Origin of the sequence: Vibrio sp. 10N.247.311.49 (assembly GCF_041467655.1) — a bacterium.
Taxonomy (GTDB): domain Bacteria; phylum Pseudomonadota; class Gammaproteobacteria; order Enterobacterales; family Vibrionaceae; genus Vibrio; species Vibrio crassostreae_C.
Genome location: NZ_JBFSVA010000012.1, coordinates 25,391 through 41,720 on the forward strand (window position 1 = coordinate 25,391; position 16,330 = coordinate 41,720).

A 16,330-nucleotide genomic window follows, 5' to 3' on the forward strand; every position below is an offset into this window, starting at 1 on the left:
CTCGTTCAGTAAAAAATAAAAACATGATATAAAACAGTCTGTATATAAGAGAAGTCACAGCGTTACCTGAAATTATAAATCTACGGGGTAATCTTGAAAGTCAGACGTAAATACATTCTTAGTTTCTCAATTGTGCTGGCCGTAGTTTCTCTGATCCTCTCTGCTGTTCAATTCAACCGGACGAAAGAATCATTATTAGATTCCAACCAATTCTTCTTTCGTACTATTGTGAACGCGAGTTACGACATCGTAGACACCACAGTCAACGAAGCGATCAAAACCTATCTAAAAGGTGTGACTGATACCGTCGCCTCTCACGCACTGCGTGTCTCTCCAGAACAAGAAGTTGAAGAAGTCATTCGAATTGCCAACGAATTGGTGATTGGAGAGTCTGGTTATATCTACCTGATGTCACCACAAGGTATTCATCTATATCACCCGTTTTTACAAGGGAAAAATCGCGCGCATTTAACCCATATTCAACAACAACTGAGCTTACAGTCTGGAATGACCCAATACTCGCACGCCAATCCACATGAAGTTGGCAAGCGTGCGAAGGTCGCATATTCAGTGAGGCTACCGAGTGGCAATACATTGGTGGCGACCACCTATAAAGATGAACTGATGTACCTGGTTGATCTCGAAGCACTTAAAGACAAATTGAGAAAGTACTCGTATGGCGATAGTGGCTATGTATATATCGTTGATTTACAAGGCACGTTAGTCCTTCAACCTAACTTTGAACACGAGCACTTAAAAACCTTGATTGATGACTCTTCAGAGTTGCTTATCGATAAAGTCGTCGATGAACCTGAAGGTCACTTTAGTTACTCTATCTCTACGGCAGATGGCACGACGAGTAAAAACATCTTCTACAAGTTTTATCCGTATCTTAATTGGGTTATTTCTGCTGGTGTCTTAGAACAAGAGCTCAACAAGAACCACAGCTTATTGTTGGCAAGTTTGATGACGTTGGTTGTTAGTCTACTGAGTATCATTGTTGTTCTGGTGCTTTACCTGCGGCATCGTCATCTCAAAATATTGGATGTTGCGAGCCTCGATTACCTCACAGGCCTTCCTAGCCGACGGAGTTTTATCGAGCAGCTAAAACTGAAAATTACTCAAAGGTCGCCTTATCCGCTAACAAATGTCGGTGTCATTTTGCTGGATATTGACCATTTCAAGCGGGTGAACGATCAATATGGTCATGCTCAAGGCGATAGGGTTATCTGTGAGGTCGCAAAATCACTGAAGAGATTTGTTAACCGTCGTCGTTTGATTGCACGCTATGGCGGTGAAGAGTTTATTTTGGTGACGTTTGATTGTGATGAACATGAGTTATTCGAATTATCAGAGGCGTTACGGTTATGTGTTGAGCAACTTCAAGGCTTAGTGTCGCCAGTAACAATCAGCGCTGGTTGTTGCCATGCTCAAGCACTGACTGACATTGAAACCGCTATCGATAAAGCCGACAAAGCGCTTTATCAAGCAAAAGAGAGTGGACGTAACAACACTCAAGCGTATCGAGAGAACGAATATCACGTTGCTTACATGTGATCGGTTGAAAGCCTCATTGAATTGAAAAGTTTTGTTCACACAAATCGAGCTCTTGAGAACGACAAACACAAAAAAGCCCAAATAGATCGCTCTATTTGGGCTTTTTCAGAATTATTTGAAAGGCTAATCGTTAATTTAAGCTTTCGCTGCTTTCATCGCTTTCGTTTTTTTTTCCTTTTGCATTTTTGCAAGGAAGTAGATGTTTACACAAGCTATAAAGCCGTTGGTGGCTGCAACTGGCCATGCGTCAATCATGATGCCGTATGCTGTGAAGAGTGCACAGCCAATAAAGTTAAGGACACGCAGACGAACGATATCTTTCATTGTTAATGAAATTGCGACCATAATAGACGCAGCGTAACCTAAAATTTCAACCATATTGAATTCCATTGTTTGACCCTCTTAAATTTGCCGATACTTTGTCGGTACCAATTCTTCTCTTCATGAGATGATTGAGGAAGCTCCGTGCCTCGAATGGTCTGGTTTTGTTTAACGGGGAGAACTATACCAACTCTGTTTTTGTGATTAAACCCCCAAAACAGACAGAGGTGAAGGTTAGCGATTACGCAAACGTTTAATGACCTTTCTATTAACATAATTACTATTTATGTTGGAGGTTGAATTGATAGTTATTCTTATATAGGTAAGGAAGCCTCGAATGATAAAACGATCCATTTGTGCAACAAAAAGCATAAAAAAAGCAGCACTATTGGCTTTGATGGCTATTGGGCTGACCGCATGCTCTACGCAAGAAATACCACCCACACACAATTATGGTGTGGTCACTAGCGGTGACTTTGGTTTCATGAAACACGGCGTGATGACGTACTCCTGGCACCCTGAGTCAGAAAAGGTTTACCTTTCTCAAAAATACGATGAAACCGTGGTAACCGATTTAGTGCGTGATTCGATTCAAGAACAGCTCTCAAGTAAAGGTTATCAGTTAAAGCAGGATGGTGTCGGTGATGTTGTTGTAGGCTTTGGATTAGCGGAAGAATCGGAACTGAACGATGAGTCTATCTTCGATGCGATTAAGCTATCTACTGGTGTGCCATTTTACGATGGTGAAGGTAAAGTCGCGGAGAAAGGGTCGTTGTACATTGCGTTTTTCGTACCTAACTCAGAGGTCGTACAATGGCAAGCATTAGCACAGTCTGGCATCCAACCTGATTTAGAGCCAAGCGAGAGCAAACAGCGTATTACTGGCTTTGTTGAAATGTTATTTAGACGCATGCCTGAGCGATAGCATTAGGCGTTGAATGCATTCGTGGAGTAAATATTAGTTGTGGAAAATATGGTCAGATCGCAGATTATACTTTTTTATTTGTAACGAATGGTACAAATACGTAAAGCAACGTAAAGTTCGCGCTTCTTTTGCTAGCATTTGTCTATACTGCTCAAAACGTTAACTTAGGTTTGATTCAATGAAACTGTTTTCCAAATACTCTCTCCCTCTATTAAGTATATTCATTGTAAGTAACGCCGCGATGGTAAGTAATGCAGCTATCGCAGCACCTTCTATAGTACCAAGCCCACCTAGCCTAGGCGCAAAAGGGTATGTGTTAATTGATTTTAATTCTGGTGATGTGCTGGTAGAAAAAAACGCACATACGAAGTTAAACCCAGCAAGCTTGACCAAACTGATGACCAGTTATGTGGCAGGTCAAGAGATGAAGCGAGGCAACATCTCTGCTGATGATCAGGTACGAATCAGTGAGAACGCGTGGGCGAAGAACTTCCCAGACTCTTCAAAAATGTTCATCGAAGTAAACACCGATGTAGCAATGATGGATCTTTATCGTGGCTTGATTATTCAATCCGGTAATGATGCTAGCGTTGCGATTGCAGAGCATGTTGCAGGCTCACAAGATGCATTCGTTGACCTGATGAACTCTTGGGCTACCTCTCTGAAGCTAGAAAACACCCATTTTGCCAATGCACATGGTTTGGATGCAGACGACCTCTATTCGACTCCTTACGATATCGCGTTACTCGGTCGTGCCATTATTCGTGATTTACCGGATGTGTATGGCTTATACAGCGAACGCTCTTTCAGTTACAACGGCATCACTCAACATAACCGTAATGGCTTGTTGCGTGATAGAAGCTTAACCGTTGATGGCATGAAAACGGGCTACACCTCTGGTGCTGGCTACAGTTTGGCGAGTTCAGCGACACAAGGTGAGATGAGACTTATCGCGGTTGTGATGGGCGCATCAAGCGTTAAGAGCCGTGAATCAGACAGCAAACAGCTGTTGAGCTACGGTTTCCGTTTCTTCGATACACTAAACCCGCATAAAGGCGGCGATCAAGTGGCTGAAGAGAAGGTATGGTTTGGTGAGCAAGACACATTGAAATTAGGTGTGGCAGAAGACACGTTCATTACGTTGCCTAAGTCAGACAGTAAAAAGCTGACTGCATCTATCGAGCTTAACTCTGAACTGAAAGCGCCAATTGCAGAAGGTCAAACTCTAGGTGTGGTTCATTACACCGTTGATGGCGAAGATGTTCAAACTCAGCCTTTGATCGCGCTTGAAGCGGTTGAACAGGGCGGTTTGTTCAAACGTTTAATAGACTACGTTAAGCTGTTCTTCGCGAGCCTGTTCTAAATAGAGCCTGTGGCGATAAGCCGCGCTGAAAAGTCGAAATATTATGGGTGTTGTGAGTGAATCACAGCGCCCTTTGTTATTTCTACATCAATGAAAACGCCGCGCCGCACTATCTTTATTAGCCGTAGCGGGCGGTTTCGATTACTATACGCAAAATTTAGCAGTGTAGTCACTTATGACGATAGATATAAAGAACGTAACCGAACCCGAAGTAACCTGTGCAAATTGTCAGGCATGCTGTTGTCGTTTAGAGGTTATGATCATCACAGATACGGGCGTACCTGAAGAGCACATCGCTTATGATGAATGGGGCGGTGAAACCATGAAGCGCTTAGACGACGGCTGGTGTTCTGCGGTAGATAGAGAAACACTGATGTGTACTATCTACGAAAACCGACCATGGATCTGTCGCGAGTTCGAAATGGGCTCTTTCGAATGTGTTGACCAGCGCAAAGATGTGATGGGCTAGGCGTCTGCAGTATTGAACTCAGTAACTAAAGTACGCTAATGAACTGTGATAATCACATTAAAATTAAATATCAGGGTTCTATACCTTAAGCAGTTGTAGAACCTTGATGCGTTTTATGAGATCAAATATTGAGTGAGATAAGAGTCTTAGCTCGATAAGTTAGAGTTTAGAACTCGGAAGGCACTTCAAACTCCATCCATTCACCGGTTGTCGGGTGAATCAACTTTAAGTAGCCAGCGTGCAGGTGTAAGCGCTCGCGTTTGTATCCGTATAAGTCGTCACCACGAATAGGTACAGCAAGCCCTAATGGATGAGCACAGTGCACTCGCAGCTGGTGGGTTCGCCCTGTTTTAGGGTACAAGTGAACCTTGGTTTTGCCATTGTGAGTGCTAACCACTTGCCAATGGGTCTCTGCATTTCGGCCGTGTTGGTGACAAACCAGTTGTCTTGGTCTGTCCGTGATGTCGCCGCGCAAAGGAAGGCTGATATTGCCAGATTCGCCCGTTATCTCGCCATCTAACAAAGCGGTGTAGCGTTTCTCTACGGTTCTATTAATGAACTGCTTCTGAATATGCTTGTTTGATTCCGCCGTGAGCGCCAAGATCAACAAACCTGACGTCGACATATCCAACCTATGGATAATCAAAGGACCAGTCGCATCCGGGTAACGCGCTTTTATGCGGGTATAAACTGAATCTTCGATGAACTTACCGGGAACCGACAAGAACTCTTCTGGCTTATTGACGACTACGATTTCATCGTCTTCATAAACAATATTAAAAGACTTACCAACCGCAGGGTTCACGATAAGCGGGTTATCTTCTAGCTCTATGCCACTTAACTGGTGTTCGAGGATCTCAAAGCTTTTACTCTGACAAACAGGGTAGAGGTTTGCGTGTTGTCGAATGATGTCTGTAGGCGGTAATCCCCACCAAAATTCAGACAAAGCTAACGGCTTGAACCCGTGTTCAAAGGCGAAGTTAAGCAGCTTTGGTAGGCAGCAGTCACCAGAGCCTTCAAGCGCGTCTTTACCATCGAGCAACTCGAGTAAATTCTTAGATTGCTTGGCTTGATTGATAAAGCGATAGTGAGAGAGGCGTTGAGTTTCCAACTGTTGTGAAACTGCTTGGTGATCTTGCTTACGGTTTTTCAGTTCGCTTTCAATCAAATCAATTTGTGATTGGCGCTCTGCGATCTTCTGTTTCCACTCAATACGAAGTGCTTTTAGGTCACGTTTCTCTTGGCTACTTTGATTGCCCAGTTGTTTGAGCAAATTCGCCGCTGACTCTAGATTCCCTAATGCTTTTTCTTGATTGGCTTGTTCTCTGAGTTCGTTACGCTGAGCTTTGTTTGCGGCCATTGCTAACTGAAAGGCTTCGATAGCTTTTGCTGATTCGATTTTTAACCCTTCAAGCTCGGCCAATAATGTGTCTAGATTGTGCGACTGTTGCAGCTTTTCAATGTCGTCCGAGAGCTGCAATTGTCGAGCAAGGTTCGCACTGTTTTGAGATTGAAACTGTTTTGAATCGAAGGCTGGTGGAACAAAGTGAATGTTGTTTAACTGAGAGACCAAAGCCGGATCTAACTGCAAGCCTGAAAACGCAGAAAGGTAACCTAACCCTTGTGTGGTTGGATTCTGAACAAGAAGCACAGCGTAGAGATTACCTTGCGAGGTTTCATTCACACCACAGTCGACAAGTGATTGCTGAAGCTGCAGCATAGCGAATTCACACACAGGGTGCGGGGTATAGTAATACGGAAACGTAAAACGAGTCGGTAGCGCTAAATCGACATTCGTGTTTGCTAGGTGCAGAGGTGTGTATTGAGCGACGTTTGTTGGCATTAAGATCAAACTCTATGGCTGTTCAGTTAGAGTTCGGTATTGTTGTCGAAATGAAGACAAATGAGAAGCCAAAGCAGAAGATAAATCGGCTTTGGCTTCATTTAGTTTCTTGTGTTTACTCTAGCAAGCACGTGTTTGAGTGAAACTCGATCAGTTCGAGTGTTCTAGCTCTACTTGCTCAGCTTTTTGGTAAGCAGGGTGGCTCTTTAAAAGTTCACCGTATTTAGCGATGTTAGGGTAAAGCGCAGTTGCACCAAAGTTACCAACGATTTCTACGATGAACGACATCATAAAATCTGCACCTGTTAGTGTGTCTGCAACCAAGTAGGTTTTACCTTCAAGTGCATTATTCACGTAAGTTAAGATCTTTTGGTTTTCATCGTCTGCATAACCGCCTAGGAAGTTAGTTTCGCAGCCGTCCTTCATTACAAAGATCTTAAGCAGCATTGGCAAAATACCTGAACTCTCAGCGAAGTGAAGCCATTGCGAATACTCAACGTAGTTTGCGGTGCCGCGTGTAGGTGCGAACTTACCCTGACCGTATTTGTCGATTAGGTATTCCGTGATAGCACCAGACTCAGTGATCACGACGCCATCGTCTTCAATGACAGGAGATTTACCCAATGGGTGAATGGATTTGAGTTCTGGTGGTGCAAGAAAAGTGACACTGTCTCGTTGGTAGGGTTTGATTTGGTAATCTACCCCAAGCTCTTCCAATAGCCAGATGATGCGCTTTGAGCGCGACTTATTCAGGTGATGCAAAGTAATCATGATTCTACCTAGTTAACGGGTTCAGTTTATTGAATTTATTTAGCTTCGTTCGTTTTGATAACAAGCTTACCGAAGTTCTGACCTTCCAATAGGCCCATGAATGCTTGTGGCGCATTTTCTAGACCTTCAACCAGGTGCTCACGATAGTGCATCTTGCCTTGAGACAACCATTCTGTCATTTGAACAGCAAATTCGTTGTAACGGTGTGCGTAGTCATCAAAGATGATGAAACCTTGCATCTTAATTCTTTTAACAAGCAGCATACCCATCAGGCTAGACATACGATCTGGTCCTTCAGGCAGTGAAGTCGCATTGTATTGAGAGATAAGGCCACACACAGGAATACGAGCACCTGTGTTAAGCAGAGGCATTACTGCATCGAATACCTTGCCGCCAACGTTTTCAAAGTAAACGTCGATGCCGTTGTCACACGCTTTAGCCAATTGCTCCGCGAAGTCGTCAGCTTTGTGGTCGATGCATTCATCAAAGCCAAGAATCTCTTTCGCGTACTGACACTTCTCTTGACCGCCTGCAACGCCGATAACACGACAGCCTTTTAGTTTGCCGATTTGTCCAACGGTTGCGCCTACAGCACCTGTTGCTGCTGCAACGACTAGCGTGTCGCCTTCTTTAGGTTGGCCGATATCAAGCAAGCCCATGTAAGCAGTAAAACCAGGCATACCCATGATGCCAAGCGCGTAAGAAGGGTGCGTTGGTTCTTTACCTAGTTTGATAAGGCCTTCACCGTTAGACACACCAAGATCTTGCCAACCTGTGTAAGCCAGTACCCACTCGCCAATTTCGTAATCAGCGTGGTTTGATTCTTCAACCTGACATACGGTTGCGCCTACCATCACTTCATCAATCGCAACGGGATCTGCGTAGGATTTAGCATCGCTCATACGACCACGCATGTATGGGTCTAGAGAAAGGTAAACTGAGCGAAGTAACATCTCGCCGTCTTTGATGCTTGGCGCAGCTATTGTCTCTAAACGGAAGTTGTCTTGAGTCGGTGCGCCAACTGGGCGAGAAGCCAATACGATTCGGCGATTGTCTTGTTGAGTCATTGGATGTCCTTAATTGTGTATTTTATACATTTAGAATTAGACCAGTCGTCTAGTCTTGTTGTCTAAAAATCCCGCCGTCATCAAATTGATAAGAGGGCGGGTGATTTTTTTAAGTTAAAGCCAATAAAGCGCGCTGCGCGTTATTAGCTTTCACCTTTTAAAATTCGTTCGGTAAGGCTCAAAGCTGACTGTAAGCTATGTGAGCTTTGGCTCAGCTTGCTCAATAAGCTGGCGCCTAACCACATTGAGTATAGGTTCTGAGCTGCTTCTTGGCTCTCTTCAACCTTTATGGAGCCATCTTCAATACCGCCGACAATGCACTGTTCGATGGTATTCGTCACTTTTTCTGCACCCTTTAATAGCGCTTGGCGCATAGGATCAGAAAGATCAGAAACTTCCGCGCTGAGTTTAACGACCAAGCATTTATGAGCATTGCAGGTGCCGTTTTCAATCTGTGACCATCGAGTGAAATAACTGACAATTCTCTGGTAATGGTTGCCTTCACCATGAACCAAAATAGTTTCAACTCTGCTGATGTAGGTCTCAAAATAGTGCTGGATCAGAGCCTCGCCAAATTGCTCTTTCGATTTAAAGTAGTGGTAAAACGACCCTTTCGGCACGTCCGCTTCTTTAAGCAATTGCGATAAGCCAACGCCGTTAAAGCCGTTGTTCACTATTAATTGGTAGCCAACATCTAAAACATGCAGGCGTGTGTCATTCGTTTTTTCGTTCATGGGCGGTACTATAAGTTAAATTAGACCAGTCGTCTAGTGGTCGGTTTTCGAGGGTATATTTGGTCGTTGTTACAGTAGCTAAATAGCTAAATAGCTAAATAGCTAAATAGCTCAATATCTAAAGAGGCTTCAAATGTTCAGATATAAAAAAGCCCCGACATAGCGCGTATGTTGGGGCTTAAATCAGTAACTTCGATTATTTGATAGAGATGAGTTCTACATCAAAAATCAGAGTCGATGATGGTGGGATAGGGCCTGAACCGCCTTTACCGTAAGCTAGAGTGCTTGGAATAAATAGACGAACTTTTTGGCCTTCAACCATGTAAGTCAAACCTTCTTGCCAGCCTTTAATTACTTGCTTAAGAGCAAATGAGATTGGCTCGCCGCGCTCAACAGAGCTGTCGAAAACAGTGCCGTCGATTAGCGTACCGTGGTAGTGAACCGTTACTTTGCTGTTCTTAGTTGGGTGCTCTGTGCCTGTACCTTCTTCAAGAATAAGGTATTGAAGACCGCTTTCAGTCGTAATCACGCCTTCTTTAGTGCCGTTTTCAATTAGAAATTGTTGGCCTTGTTCGAAGTTTTCTCCGCCAGACTTATGATTCGTCCAAGTACGGTAAATCATGAAACCCGCCAAAAGAAAGACAATGACCGGGATGACAAATTTAGACATAGTAAAACCTATTTATATTGAGTGCTGAATTTCGTAGTTAATACAAAATGTGTTAATCAGTTGACTAAAGCCGTGATTATGGTTGAGTCAAAAGGTAGTTGATCGTTTTTGCAATGCCAGCAACGTCTTGGTGACCTGCTGTTAGTACTTGGTATTTACCGTTGATGATAAAGGTTGGTACTGAGTTGATCTGACCTTTTACTGAGATCTCTTCTGCTTGCTTAACGTAGTCGAAAAGAGCGACTTGCTGTTCTTTATTCAGCTGGTATGGGCTAACCAAACCACGAGAAGTAAACGCTGTCTCTAGTGCTTGTTGACGCTGCTCAGGTGTTGCATCTGCACCCATTTGAACGGCACCAAATAGGTCGTCCATGAATGCGTGGTCAGGCGTCGCATCAAGCTGCATCACTGCTGTGTAGTAGATCATTGCGCTGATTTGAGCGCTTTCGTTGAACGTCACGTGCATCTTGCCAATAGTTTGGTCTGTTAGAGATTCAATCTCTGGAATGGCACTTTCCATTTGACGGCAGTGACCACAGTTAAGAGAGAAGATTTCAGTGATCGGAGACAAGTTAAATTCTGTTAGAGCAGTAGGAAGCGCTTCGTATTGAACGCCTTTTTGTGGCTCGTCTGTTTCACTACAACCCGCGATAATGAGTACGGCAGCGAGTGCTGTGATGAATTTAGTAAATGGTTTAAACATAATGTTTGCTCTAGCGTTGAGAAGTCGTGAGATTCTAACTATTTAGTACGAATTGGAAAACAATTATAAGGTAAATAAATGCAAACAGTTCGAACTAGCGGCTGAAGACAAGCTAGTAGACGGTTAACTGTGATCAACAGCACTTTTTTGGGTTCTGCTTTCTTTTCGTCTAAAGTTTTTCCCTCGGTGCCGATATAGACATTAGTGAATGGTTTATCTGCATGAGTGGTTGGTGAAGTAATGAGATATTTAGCGATAATGTTAAGCATAGCTTTGGCTGGGTGTGAAGCCACGTCACCAACTGACTTACTTGGCGGTGACATGCTAGAGACTGCACCACAAACCGATTACGACTTGATGCATCCTGAATGGGGTGTGGTTCAAACGACTCATGTAGCAAGTAATCGTGGCTACTCGATTCAGAGCAGCACTCATCAACACAGAACCATCACGACCAACTACGGACGTGGCGTTTCGACTAACGATCCACTGGAAGTCTTTTTAAGACAAAACCGTATCGATTTTGAAGTGTTGCCGGGCAACCATGTGATGGTAAAGCTTGAGCAGCACGTGAACTTTAAAACAGGTTCAGCATTCCCTGAGCCAGCTTATAATCAATGGCTAGATACGCTAGGCAGCTACCTTGCTCAGCGCCAAGATATTGATGTGGTGATTGAAGGGCACACCGATAACACGGGCACAGATCGAATCAATGATCCGCTTTCAGATCAACGAGCAAAAGAAGTGAAGGCTCGATTAGAGAGTAACTATGTGTCGAGTCGTTCTATTTATACTCGTGGCTTCGGTGAGTATGTTCCAGCTTGTACGAACGCTTCTGCGCAAGGCAAGGCGTGTAACCGCCGTGTGGAATTGATGCTGATTGTAGCGAAGTAGTCGTTTGAGTTTTCGCTCCCAATTTGAAGCGATTAACGCCAAATAACAGACATAAAAAATCCCTCACATTCGAGGGATTTTTTGTATCTGACTTTTGTTGCTTTATTGCTTATGCAAACTGCTTTTCTAAGTAAGTCACGATATCTGAAGATTCGTACATCCACTCAGTTTTACCGTCTTTTTCGATACGTAGACAAGGCACTTTCACACGACCGCCGCCAGCTTCAAGCTCAGCACGGTGTTGCTCGTTGTTTTTTGCATCACGAAGTTCAAATTGAACCGACTGACGTTTCATCGCGCGGCGCACCTTCACACAAAATGGGCACGCTTCGAATTGGTATAACGTGTGCGTTTTTGCTTGCTCATTTACTTTGCTTTGTTCTTCTTGAGAACGCTTCACACCACGTGGGCTGAAAACAAAATTCAATAACAAGATGACACGACCTAAGAACCAACGGATAAACTTCATAACTCTCTCTACATATTTAAAATTAGCGTTACAATTTGCAGCATTATATACACAAGTTTTGTCAGATGCTCGCAACAAACCGCTAATATCTATTTTGTCCGTTCGATCGTATGAGACTTAGCCACATTTAGCCCTAAACGCTTAGACAGTCGAGTCAGATTTGCTCGGTCTGTTTTCAGAACTCGCCCTGCTTGTGCCCAGTTAAAGTTGGCATCTTCCAACACCTCAGTAATGATACTGCGTTGAAAATCGTCCGTTGCACCACGTAGCCCTGCAGAAAGGTCGATCGTTGGTGTCGATAATGGTGTGTTTTTCACCTGAGTCGTCGCAATTGGCTGATCTTGGTCTAGAGGACCACAATCTTCCTTGGTGATTGTCACCAGGTTTTTATTGGTGCTGCGCGCTAACGCTTTCAATGCGGAACGACTGATCACATGCTCAAGTTCACGCACGTTACCCGGCCAACCATAACGGTTTAGGAAAGAAAGAACGTCGGAGCGGAACTTAACTTGGTTGATACCAAGCTTACGACGCGCTTGTTCTAAGAAGAAACCCGCTAATAGGCTGATGTCGTCACCACGATCTTTCAGTGCTGGCACCGCGATAGGATACACACTCAATCGGTGGTACAAATCGGCTCTGAATCGACCGTCTTCAACTTCTTGTTTTAGATCTCGGTTTGTCGCTGCCAATACTCGCACATCAATGGTTTGAATGTTGTCTTGGCCAACCGGTTGGATTTCGTTGTTTTGCAGCGCACGTAGGAGCTTACTTTGAGCGGCCAAAGGCAATTCACCAATCTCATCAAGGAACAGTGTGCCACCATCGGCTAAAGCAAATTTACCTAAGCGGTTTTTGTCTGCGCCAGTGAACGCGCCACGAACGTGACCAAACAGTTCACTCTCTACTAAGTTTTCAGAAATTGCAGCACAGTTTACGTAGACGAGTGGGTTACGTTTACGTTGAGATTGGTGGTGCAGGGTGCGAGCCACAAGCTCTTTACCAACCCCGGTGTCACCATGAATCAAGATATTAAACTCAGATGGAGCTACAACAGCGATGTCGTTCTTAAGCGCGACCATGGTGTCACTGTTACCAATCAACTCACCGCCGTCACGTTCCCACGCTTCTACGTTCAATTCTTCGAGTAATTGCTTTGACTGTTTTGCTTGATGCTCAAGTTGCGAGAAGGTCAGTGCCATCTGCATGGTTGAGGCTGCAATAGCTGCCAGTACTTCAAGGTTCCGCGCCGGAATATTCGCGAAGACATCAGGTTTCAAGCTATCTAGAGTCAGAATGCCCAATAACTTGTCGCCAAATAGCAAAGGCAAGCCCATACAAGCATGCATTGGTAAATCGCCATCATGGTCAATAAGCAAACCATCGAAAGGATCGGGTAGGGAGCTGTCAGCATCGAAACGAACAGGAGAGCGAGACGCGCAGATCTCTTCAAATCGTGGGTGTTCTGAAATGATAAAGCGACGACCGAATGTATCTCGGCTGAGCCCTTGCATTGCGATAGGTACTAGCGTGTCGCCTTGAAGGCTTAAAAGCGCGACACAATCACACGTTATGGTTTTGCGAATGGCATCGATCAGGCGATTGAAACGATCTTGATCGTTGACACCACTTGCGAGGCCAATGGTCATTTCCATGAGGGTAGATGCGGAGATATCTTGCATAAAAAACTCTAACTGTGTGTTTATCTACATAATAGAGTCTTATTGACTTAAAAAAAAGGTCTTTTTGACATTTTTATAAGATGAGTTTTGAGAAGAAAACCAGTAATGACGGGGATTGATAAAGTTGGCACTGATTGTGCATAAGATACAGAGAAGCCCAATTATAGCGCTGATTAAACAGACTATTCTTGATCTCAATCAATCAGGTTGCATTAATCAGGTTTCGCGATTTTTTGAAATGAAAACGAGTCAAAATAACTCAGTTTCTAAAAATAACTAAGGTTTCAGAAAATCGATAAGTCATTCTTAATTTTTAGTAGTCAAAATGACATATAGGTCATAAGGCTCAGTGTTCGGAGTAAATTCATGCTTAACAATGCACATATCGAAATCATCAAATCTACTATTCCTCTACTTGAGAGCGCAGGCCCAGCTTTAACTCAGCATTTTTATCAACGTATGTTCACGCATAACCCTGAGTTGAAAGATATCTTCAATATGACTCACCAAAGAACAGGTCGCCAAGGCGTAGCACTGTTTGAAGCTATCGCGGCATATGCAAAGAACATTGAAAATCTAGCAGCGTTAACAACTGCCGTTGAACGTATTGCTCAGAAACACACAAGCTTTAACATTCAACCAGAGCACTACCAAATTGTTGGTTTGCACCTGATTGAGACATTACGTGAACTAGCTGCTGACGCCTTTACTCCAGAAGTGGAAGAAGCATGGACAGCCGCTTACCTATTCTTGGCGCAAGTATTCATCGATCGTGAAGCTGAACTTTACCTACAGCGTAAGCAAGCTGTTGGTGGTTGGGAAGCAGCGCGTGCGTTTGTGATTGCAGACAAAATCGAAGAGTCAGCGCTAGTAACAAGCTTTATCCTTCAGCCAAAAGACGGCGGTGAAGTTCTGGATTACACACCAGGTCAATACATCGGTATCGAAGTGAAACCAGAAGGCTCTCAATACAGCGAGATTCGTCAATACTCACTGTCTGATAAGCCAAACGGCAAGCAATACCGTATTTCTGTTAAACGTGAAGGACAAGGCCAAGAGACACAAGGCGTTGTATCTAACCACCTACACGATACGGTTGCTGTTGGTGATGAGGTTAGCCTATACGCACCAGCGGGTGACTTCATGTATCAAGAGCGCAGCAAGCCAGTAACACTTATCTCTGCAGGTGTTGGTGTAACGCCAATGCAGTCTATGCTTGAGTTCCTAAACACGGAAGATAAAAACGAGCCAGTACTTTACCTTCACGCTTGTGAGAACGTAGGCCAACACTCTTTCACGACTCGTGTTAAAGATATTGTTGCCGACAAAGGTTGGGAAGCGAAAACGTGGTACATGAACAAAGATGAATCTGCATGTGAAAACACGCATCAAGGTCAAATGGATCTAGCGTCTATCTCTGATACTAAAGGCTTTGAAGAGAGCGATTTCTACATCTGTGGTCCTGTTGGTTTCATGAAGAATATCGTAGAGCAGCTAGATGCAATGAAAGTTGACCGTTCACGCGTTCACTACGAAGTATTCGGCCCTCACGCTAACTTCTAATAGGTCTCGGCATTTCTAGTAACACTCGCCTGAACTATTAATACCTTGCCTATTCAAAGGCCTCACAGTGTGAGGCCTTTTTGGGTTTGGTTGGTTTTGTCTGACATCATCGACTACTGCAGAACACGATGGTTCAGCTAAGATCTTTTCGCTTCTATCTAAGAACGTTTCATCTTCTTGGACATGTAGTCGGAATCGAAAAACTCAGGCCAGTACATTTTTACGTAACCACCGGCAACCCAAATCACTAGAATGGTGGCGATGGTTAGCTCAAAGAAACCAAACTTGTGTAGCCAATACCATTGTGGGTATTCCGCGCCGAAAAATGTAGTTAGACGATGCATGGCAATAGCGCTGATCACAGATGGGAAGGTGACGGCAGCAATCGAAGGTTGGAACTTCAAACGCATCAGGCGGATGTAACACAAGTAAATCAACAAAGTCATGGTGATGGCAATGCCCGCCAATGCACCTGTTAGAATCGGGTCTGGGTTGTCGAAGTTAACCAAGTAAGCGGCTAAAGATAAGTTAACCGGAGCTGCCATGATAGCGAGTGTTGGTCTTGCTCGGCGAGGAAGATTGCCTTCGAACACCAAGCGGTACAACACCACTGGCAACATAAGGAAATAGATACCAATACAAGTGACCGCAAGTGTTTCTGAAAATACGGTGTGCCCGAACTGTGTGCCAGCTAAGGAACTGCTGATCAAACCGACCGGATACAGAAACCAACTCGGTACAATGTTCGACATTTTGAAGTTGATGATCTGAAAACTGAAGAACAACACCATCATGGTAAAGTGCAGCAATAGCGCGCAGAACCAAACTGGGTAGGCGATAGCTGGCGATATCTCGGCTAAATAGTCGCACAGAATCAGTAAAGCCATGCTCATTGGTGCCATCAAGCTTCCGCTTAACGGGTGGCGAATATCATTAAGGAAGGTATTAAAGCTCGTTAAATAGCGCAGTAAAACAGGCAGCAATAATAGCGCGCCGAATGCAGCGAGGTAGGGACGAATTATCTCACCAATGCCCGGGATATATAACGCCCAAGCTTGTCCTAACCCAATAACGCCAAGTGCTAAAGACGCCTGAGATGGCGGCACATTTTTTACTTGGGTTAATCTTCTCCAGTTCAACGACTTGCTCCGACTTAGTTAATTACAGAATATTGGACTATTTGCCTTAGTTAGAGTGTGTAGGTCTTCCATCAATAGATTTTGAGGGCACTCAACTAATTTTGAGTGGATGATACCAAGTTTAACGTTTGCTTTTTTGATTTTGATACGGAATCGGGAG

Annotated in this window: 16 protein-coding genes; 6 read left to right on the forward strand and 10 right to left on the reverse strand. The window is 44.1% G+C overall.

Annotated elements, in window-relative coordinates; all coding sequences use genetic code 11:
* The first annotated feature begins 93 nt into the window (after nt 1–93).
* Nucleotides 94–1,557 carry a sensor domain-containing diguanylate cyclase gene (locus AB6E54_RS13215; RefSeq protein WP_102333489.1) on the forward strand — a complete coding sequence of 488 codons (1,464 nt, stop codon included), beginning with the start codon at nt 94–96 and terminating at the stop codon, nt 1,555–1,557.
* Nucleotides 1,558–1,692: 135 nt separating this feature from the next.
* Here the strand turns inward: AB6E54_RS13215 and AB6E54_RS13220 are convergent, their stop codons facing one another.
* The gene (locus AB6E54_RS13220; RefSeq protein ID WP_065583918.1) at nt 1,693–1,947 is read right to left on the reverse strand and encodes a YgjV family protein; all 255 of its coding nucleotides are present in this window, start codon (nt 1,945–1,947) and stop codon (nt 1,693–1,695) included.
* A gap of 268 nt (nt 1,948–2,215) precedes the next feature.
* Here AB6E54_RS13220 and AB6E54_RS13225 point away from each other — a divergent pair, with 268 nt between their 5' ends.
* The 3 genes from AB6E54_RS13225 (at nt 2,216) to AB6E54_RS13235 (ending at nt 4,635) form a co-directional block, all read left to right on the forward strand.
* Nucleotides 2,216–2,803: a DUF4136 domain-containing protein gene (locus AB6E54_RS13225; RefSeq protein WP_017064475.1), complete on the forward strand. Its 588-nt coding sequence runs from the start codon at nt 2,216–2,218 to the stop codon at nt 2,801–2,803.
* Between the two features lie 178 nt (nt 2,804–2,981).
* Nucleotides 2,982–4,166: a D-alanyl-D-alanine carboxypeptidase family protein gene (locus AB6E54_RS13230; protein WP_017064476.1), complete on the forward strand. Its 1,185-nt coding sequence runs from the start codon at nt 2,982–2,984 to the stop codon at nt 4,164–4,166.
* Nucleotides 4,167–4,341: 175 nt separating this feature from the next.
* A complete protein-coding gene (locus AB6E54_RS13235) occupies nt 4,342–4,635 on the forward strand; it encodes a YkgJ family cysteine cluster protein (protein WP_080582263.1) in 294 nt (97 codons plus the stop codon).
* Nucleotides 4,636–4,801: 166 nt separating this feature from the next.
* Here AB6E54_RS13235 and AB6E54_RS13240 read toward each other — a convergent pair whose 3' ends face one another.
* The 6 genes from AB6E54_RS13240 to AB6E54_RS13265 form a co-directional block, all read right to left on the reverse strand.
* The gene (locus AB6E54_RS13240) at nt 4,802–6,478 is read right to left on the reverse strand and encodes an RluA family pseudouridine synthase (RefSeq protein WP_102333491.1); all 1,677 of its coding nucleotides are present in this window, start codon (nt 6,476–6,478) and stop codon (nt 4,802–4,804) included.
* A gap of 150 nt (nt 6,479–6,628) precedes the next feature.
* Nucleotides 6,629–7,249, reverse strand: a complete 621-nt coding sequence (locus AB6E54_RS13245) for a glutathione S-transferase family protein (protein ID WP_017064479.1) — start codon at nt 7,247–7,249, stop codon at nt 6,629–6,631.
* 35 nt (nt 7,250–7,284) lie between these two features.
* Nucleotides 7,285–8,316 carry an NADP-dependent oxidoreductase gene (locus AB6E54_RS13250; protein ID WP_017062644.1) on the reverse strand — a complete coding sequence of 344 codons (1,032 nt, stop codon included), beginning with the start codon at nt 8,314–8,316 and terminating at the stop codon, nt 7,285–7,287.
* Between the two features lie 143 nt (nt 8,317–8,459).
* Nucleotides 8,460–9,050, reverse strand: coding sequence for a TetR/AcrR family transcriptional regulator (locus AB6E54_RS13255; protein WP_017062643.1), 591 nt, complete (start codon nt 9,048–9,050; stop codon nt 8,460–8,462).
* Nucleotides 9,051–9,246: 196 nt separating this feature from the next.
* Entirely contained in the window at nt 9,247–9,720 is a 474-nt protein-coding gene (locus AB6E54_RS13260; protein ID WP_372106092.1) for an FKBP-type peptidyl-prolyl cis-trans isomerase, read from the reverse strand.
* Nucleotides 9,721–9,796: 76 nt separating this feature from the next.
* Nucleotides 9,797–10,423, reverse strand: coding sequence for a thioredoxin domain-containing protein (locus AB6E54_RS13265; RefSeq protein WP_017062641.1), 627 nt, complete (start codon nt 10,421–10,423; stop codon nt 9,797–9,799).
* Between the two features lie 258 nt (nt 10,424–10,681).
* Here AB6E54_RS13265 and AB6E54_RS13270 point away from each other — a divergent pair, with 258 nt between their 5' ends.
* Nucleotides 10,682–11,317, forward strand: coding sequence for an OmpA family protein (locus tag AB6E54_RS13270; protein ID WP_102333492.1), 636 nt, complete (start codon nt 10,682–10,684; stop codon nt 11,315–11,317).
* Between the two features lie 109 nt (nt 11,318–11,426).
* On the opposite strand, the gene AB6E54_RS13275 is transcribed toward AB6E54_RS13270, so the two are convergent.
* Together AB6E54_RS13275 and norR are read right to left on the reverse strand one after the other, a co-directional pair.
* Nucleotides 11,427–11,786 carry a glutaredoxin gene (locus tag AB6E54_RS13275; RefSeq protein ID WP_017062638.1) on the reverse strand — a complete coding sequence of 120 codons (360 nt, stop codon included), beginning with the start codon at nt 11,784–11,786 and terminating at the stop codon, nt 11,427–11,429.
* A gap of 89 nt (nt 11,787–11,875) precedes the next feature.
* A complete protein-coding gene (gene norR / locus AB6E54_RS13280) occupies nt 11,876–13,468 on the reverse strand; it encodes a nitric oxide reductase transcriptional regulator NorR (RefSeq protein ID WP_017062637.1) in 1,593 nt (530 codons plus the stop codon).
* Nucleotides 13,469–13,834: 366 nt separating this feature from the next.
* Here norR and hmpA point away from each other — a divergent pair, with 366 nt between their 5' ends.
* A complete protein-coding gene (hmpA, locus tag AB6E54_RS13285) occupies nt 13,835–15,031 on the forward strand; it encodes an NO-inducible flavohemoprotein (RefSeq protein WP_017062636.1) in 1,197 nt (398 codons plus the stop codon).
* A gap of 158 nt (nt 15,032–15,189) precedes the next feature.
* On the opposite strand, the gene AB6E54_RS13290 is transcribed toward hmpA, so the two are convergent.
* Nucleotides 15,190–16,170, reverse strand: coding sequence for a TDT family transporter (locus AB6E54_RS13290; RefSeq protein WP_104216296.1), 981 nt, complete (start codon nt 16,168–16,170; stop codon nt 15,190–15,192).
* Between the last annotated feature and the right edge of the window lie 160 nt (nt 16,171–16,330).